Source organism: Herbaspirillum lusitanum P6-12, assembly GCF_000256565.1.
Lineage (GTDB): Bacteria > Pseudomonadota > Gammaproteobacteria > Burkholderiales > Burkholderiaceae_D > Herbaspirillum > Herbaspirillum lusitanum.
In genome coordinates, this window is sequence record NZ_AJHH01000395.1 from 1 (window position 1) to 5,070 (window position 5,070).

Genomic DNA, 5,070 nt, shown 5'->3' on the forward strand with positions numbered 1-5,070 from the left:
TGCGATTCGGCATCGCCGGCGGAGGCGGCGTCGGCGACTTTCGCCACGGCGGGCGACAGTGCGCCGCCAAGGCCGGCGCCATTCGATTGCGCCCGGGTAAACGGAGTCGCCTGTATTGCAAGCAATGCAAACAGGCAGCACAGCAGGTATCTGGTAATCATGTGTGGTCCGTCGAGAAGAAAAGAGCAACAGGCAACAGGAAGTTGCGCGGAACAGGCTTCGACGGACCCAAGGGAGATTTGTTCGGCGTCGCATTGATTATGCAACGATTACGGCGATATTGTAGAAAAATTACAGGGCTGCATTCGTAAAAACGCCGGCCGGCAAACTTGTTGCGGGCCGGCGTTTCATGCGGTCAAGCTGCAGATCGCGATCAGGCTACAAATACATGCCGGTCTGGCGTTCGGTGTCTTCCGGATCAGCCGGTTTTTGGCGCGCTGCGTAGAACTTCTGCACCGCCACCACGACTTCAGCCGGATCGTCGATGACCTGCAGCAGGTCGAGATCCTTGGCGGAAATCATGCCGTCGTCGACCAGGCGCGTGCGGATCCATTCCATCAGGCCCGCCCAGAATTTGCTGCCGACCAGGATCACCGGCATCAGGCGCGACTTGCCGGTCTGCATCAGGGTCAGCGCTTCGGTCAGTTCGTCGAGCGTGCCGAAGCCGCCAGGCAGCACCACGTAAGCGTCGGCGTATTTAACGAAGGCCACTTTGCGCGCGAAGAAATGGCGGAACGACAGGGAGATGTCCTGCCAGCCGTTGCCGTGCTGCTCATGCGGCAGTTCGATGTTGAGGCCGACCGACGGCGATGCGCCGTCGAAGGCGCCCTTGTTGGCAGCTTCCATGATGCCCGGGCCGCCGCCCGAGATCACCGCAAAGCCTGCGTCCGACAGGCGTCGGGCGATGTCGACGCACAAGGCATAATGCGGATCGTCCGGTTTTGTGCGGGCGGAACCGAAGATGGAAACCGCCGGGCGCAGCTCGGACAGGCGCTCGGTGGACTCGATAAATTCTGCCATAATCGTGAGTACATGCCATGACTCGCGCGCCTTCTTGGCGGTGGCGCGCTCGATGTCATCCACTTCCCGCAGTCGCGGGACATTTTTTCCTCTAAGTTCCATATGCAAAAAACCTTGTTGTTAGTTGATGGTTCCAGTTACCTCTATCGTGCATTCCATGCTCTGCCCGACATGCGTAACGCGGAAGGCGCGCCGACCGGTGCGTTGTACGGCATCATCAATATGTTGCGCCGACTGCGTAATGATTATCCTGCAAGTTACATCGCTTGTATATTCGACGCCAAGGGCAAGACATTCCGCGATGACCTGTACGCCGAGTACAAGGCTACACGCAAATCGATGCCGGAAGATTTGGCGTTGCAAATTGAGCCGATCCACGCCGCCGTGCGCGCGCTCGGCTGGCCCATCCTGATGGTCGAAGGCATCGAGGCTGACGACGTCATCGGCACGCTGGGTGTACGCGCGGCCGAAGAAGGACTCAAGACTGTCGTCTCCACCGGCGATAAGGACATGGCGCAACTGGTCAACGATCACGTCACGCTGGTCAACACCATGAGCAACGAAACCATGGATCGCGCCGGCGTGATCGGTAAATTCGGCGTGCCGCCGGAACGCATCGTCGATTACCTCAGCCTGATCGGCGACACCGTCGACAATGTTCCCGGCGTCGAAAAGTGCGGACCCAAAACCGCCGTCAAATGGCTCACCCAATACGACTCGCTCGACGGCATCATCGCCAACGCCGACAAGATCACCGGCGTGGTCGGCGAGAACCTGCGCAAGGCCTTGCCGTGGTTGCCGCAAGCGCGCGTGCTGGTGACCGTGAAAACCGATTGCGATCTGTCGGCGCACATGGGCACCATCCTCGATTCGCTGACCGTGCAAGCCAACGACAACGACGCGCTGCGCGAGATTTTCACGCGCTACAACTTCCGCACCTGGCTGCGTGAACTGGATGCCGCCGCCTCCGCTGCCTCTGCCGACGCCAAGCCTGCGGCGACATCACCTGCCGCCGGCGCAGTCGCCGCCGATGCCGCCGCAGGTCCTGCGCAAGTCGGCCTGTTCGACACCAGCGCCGCCATCGCCAAGGAATACGAAACCGTCCTGACCGAAGCGCAACTCGACACCTGGATCGCCACCATCAATGCGGCAAAGCTGACCGCAGTGGACACTGAAACCACGTCGCTGGTTCCCATGCAGGCGCAACTGGTCGGCATTTCGCTGTGCTGCGAAGCGGGACGTGCGGCCTATATTCCGGTCGCGCACAACTATCAGGACATGCCCGCGCAACTGCCGCGCGAACTGGTGCTGGCCAAGCTCAAGCCCTGGCTGGAAGACGACAGCAAGCCCAAGCTCGGACAGAACCTCAAATACGACAGCCACATTTTCGCCAACCAGGGCATCCAGTTGCGCGGCATCGTACATGACACGCTGCTGGAGTCGTATGTATTCGAATCGCACCGCACGCACGACATGGACAGCCTCGCGCTGCGCCATCTGAACCGCACCACCATCAGCTACACCGACGTCTGCGGCAAGGGCGCATCGCAAATCTGCTTCGACCAGGTCGAGATCGGACGCGCCACCGAATATGCGGCGGAAGACGCCGACGTCACGCTGGCGCTGCACCAGGCCATGTGGCCGCAAGTCGAGAACGACGCCAAGCTGCGCTATATCTACGAAAAGATCGAGGTGCCGACATCGGTTGTTCTGCAGAAGATCGAACGCAACGGCGTGCTGGTCGACGCCGCCATCCTCGCCACGCAATCGAATGAACTCGGCAAGCGCATGCTTGAGATCGAACAGCAGGCGTACGAGCTTGCCGGTCAGCCGTTCAACTTGAATTCACCCAAACAGCTCGGTGAAATCCTGTTCGAAAAACTGCAGTTGCCGGTCGTGAAAAAGACGCCCTCCGGCACGCCATCCACCGATGAAGAAGTGCTGGCGAAGCTGGCTGAAGACTATCCGCTGCCGAAGATCCTGCTCGACTATCGCGGCTTGTCCAAGCTGAAGTCGACCTACACCGACAAGCTGCCCAAGATGGTCGATCCGACCACCGGCCGCGTGCATACCAATTACGCACAGGCGGTTGCCGTCACCGGTCGGCTGGCGTCCAATGACCCGAATCTGCAAAACATCCCGATCCGCACCGCCGAAGGCCGCCGCATCCGCGAAGCCTTCATCGCGCCGCCGGGCAGCACCATCGTCTCCGCCGACTATTCGCAGATCGAGTTGCGCATCATGGCGCACATCTCGGGAGACGCGAACATGCTCAAGGCTTTCGCCGACGGCGAAGACATTCACCGCGCCACCGCTTCCGAAATCTTCGGCGTCGGCCTCGCCGACGTCACCAGCGAGCAGCGCCGCTATGCCAAGGTCATCAACTTCGGCCTGATCTACGGCATGAGCGCCTTCGGCCTGGCCGGCAATCTGGGCATCGAGCGTTCGGCCGCGCAGATGTATATCGACAAGTATTTCCAGCGCTTCTCCAGCGTCAAGCAATACATGGACGACACGCGCCTCGAAGCCAAGTCGCAGGGCTATGTGGAAACCGTGTTCGGCCGTCGCCTGTGGCTGCCCGAAATCAACTCGCCCAACGGCCCGCGCCGGCAGGGCGCCGAACGGGCGGCGATCAATGCGCCGATGCAGGGCACCGCAGCGGACCTGATCAAGCTGGCGATGATTTCCGTGCAGGGCTGGATCGAGCAGGATGGTTTGCAATCCAAGCTGATCATGCAGGTACACGATGAACTGGTCATGGAAGTGCCCGATGCCGAGCTGGCGCTGGTGCGTGAAAAACTGCCGGAACTGATGAAAAATGTTGCCGAGCTCAAGGTGCCGCTGATCGCCGAAGTAGGCGCTGGCAAAAACTGGGACCAAGCCCACTAACGGGCCGTTGACGCTACTGCGCGGCCCAAGCTTTGGCCTGCGGTGCTCGACGTACTTGCGTACGACTCCGCTCCTCGGCCAAATCTTGAGCCGCTCGCTACGCGTCAACGACCCGTTAGAGTCCTGCGGATCATTTTTCGCATGAATTTATATTGATGCACGACAACGCGGTTTGATGCAAAATGCATTTTCGAAGGCAAGGGACACACTTGCTGAAAATACAAGACAGTACAAGACAAAACGAATAACGATAAAAGCTGAGATAAAAGTTGCAAAAACGGCATCGCCCGATGCCGTTTGAGATCAAATACAAACGTAGTAGAGACACGAAGCTGTTGCGGTGAAGTTGGCTGTTGCGTCGACGGAAACACAAGCATGGCAAGACGACGGATTCGGCGGACATTTGCGGGCGACCGCTTCTCGGACAAGCAGAAACGAGGAGGCGTCAATGGTTGCAGGGATGAAGGTGGGGACACGGCTGGGGCTGGGGTTCGCGTGGGTGGTGTTGCTGCTGATCGCAGTGACGGCGTTCGGTCTGTACAACATGGACCAGATGCAGCGCCGGTTCCTCGATGTGGTCGAGGTCAACAACCCGGAGACCAAGCTGGTCAATGAAATGATGGGGACCGTTTCCGAACGCTCCATCTCGCTGCGCAACCTGATGCTGCAAGGCGGCGCCGACGACATCGAAAAAGAAGCCAATTACATCAAGGCGCAAACACAAAAATACCAGGCCTCGGAGCAGAAGCTGCGCAGCATGTTCGACAAGGACGCCGGTGCGGTTGCCGAGAAGAAGGCGGCCATCCAGAAGATCAAGGCGCAGGGCGACATCGCGCACAAGCTGATCGACCAGGCCGTCGATCTCGGCCTCAAGCGCGAAGCCTATGAGCTGGCGCAATTCCTCAAGGACGAATACCTGCCGGTGCAAAAGAAATGGCAGACCGAGTTGTCCGCACTGGTGGCAGTCGAAGACCGCCTCAACACCGACGCCTCGCAGGCCAGCACCAGCGCCTACACCGCCGCACGCTGGCTGATGCTGATCACCAGCGCCGTCGGCATCATCACTGCGCTGATTGCGGCGGCGTGGATCACCCGCAACCTGCTGAAGAAACTCGGCGGCGAGCCTGACTATGCGGCGGCCAATCGCGACGAGTTCTACAA

General features: G+C 59.8%; 3 protein-coding genes. 2 read left to right on the top strand and 1 reads right to left on the bottom strand.

Features of this window, described 5'->3' with window-relative positions; translation table 11 throughout:
* Positions 1–378: 378 nt before the first annotated feature.
* Positions 379–1,122, bottom strand: a complete 744-nt coding sequence (locus HLUSI_RS0112665) for an LOG family protein (RefSeq protein WP_029363459.1) — start codon at positions 1,120–1,122, stop codon at positions 379–381.
* Here HLUSI_RS0112665 and polA point away from each other — a divergent pair, their 5' ends adjacent.
* Positions 1,123–3,909, top strand: a complete 2,787-nt coding sequence (gene polA, locus HLUSI_RS0112670; protein WP_029363460.1) for a DNA polymerase I — start codon at positions 1,123–1,125, stop codon at positions 3,907–3,909.
* Between the two features lie 448 nt (positions 3,910–4,357).
* Positions 4,358–5,070, top strand: a 713-nt coding sequence (locus tag HLUSI_RS0112675; RefSeq protein ID WP_040503446.1) for an MCP four helix bundle domain-containing protein, incomplete at its 3' end; no start/stop codon positions are given.